2 protein-coding genes are annotated in these 482 nt (G+C 67.0%); one reads left to right on the top strand and one right to left on the bottom strand.

What is annotated here, in order from left to right; genetic code table 11:
• On the bottom strand, nt 1–180 hold a 180-nt coding region (locus tag JT723_RS36360), incomplete at its 3' end, for a hypothetical protein (RefSeq protein WP_307864048.1).
• Between the two features lie 34 nt (nt 181–214).
• On the opposite strand from JT723_RS36360, the gene JT723_RS36355 reads away from it, so the two are divergent.
• Nucleotides 215–457: a cellulose binding domain-containing protein gene (locus JT723_RS36355; protein ID WP_307864047.1), complete on the top strand. Its 243-nt coding sequence runs from the start codon at nt 215–217 to the stop codon at nt 455–457.
• The last annotated feature ends 25 nt before the right edge of the window (nt 458–482 follow it).

Here is a 482-nt window from a genome sequence, read left to right as displayed (position 1 = left end):
CGGTACGTCGACGGGTACGTCGACCGGCACCAGCACCGGTACCTCGACGGGTACTTCCACGGGTACGAGCACCGGTACCTCGACGGGTACGAGCACGGGCACGTCCACGGGTACCTCGACGGGTACGTCGTCGGGTTCGACGGGTGGTACGGGTTCTGGTTGCTCGGCGACGTATCGCACGGTGAATTCGTGGACGGGTGGGTACCAGAGCGAGGTGACGGTCAAGAACACCGGTTCTGCTGCGATCTCGGGGTGGACGGTGTCGTGGACGCAGCCGTCGGGTGACACGATCACCAGCCTGTGGAACGCGGTCCAGGGCAGTGCGAACGGTCAGACCACGGCCAAGAACGCCGCGTACAACGGCCAGTTGGGCGCGGGCGCCAGCACCACCTTCGGCTACACCGCAAGCACCGGCGGGTCCGCACCCACCCTCACCCTGACCTGCCAGACCGGCTGACAGACCCCACCGCACGACAACGCGA

The sequence above is a fragment of the Actinacidiphila bryophytorum genome (genome assembly GCF_016916835.1).
GTDB lineage: Bacteria > Actinomycetota > Actinomycetes > Streptomycetales > Streptomycetaceae > Actinacidiphila > Actinacidiphila bryophytorum.
This window is presented reverse-complemented; position numbering and strand designations above follow the sequence as displayed.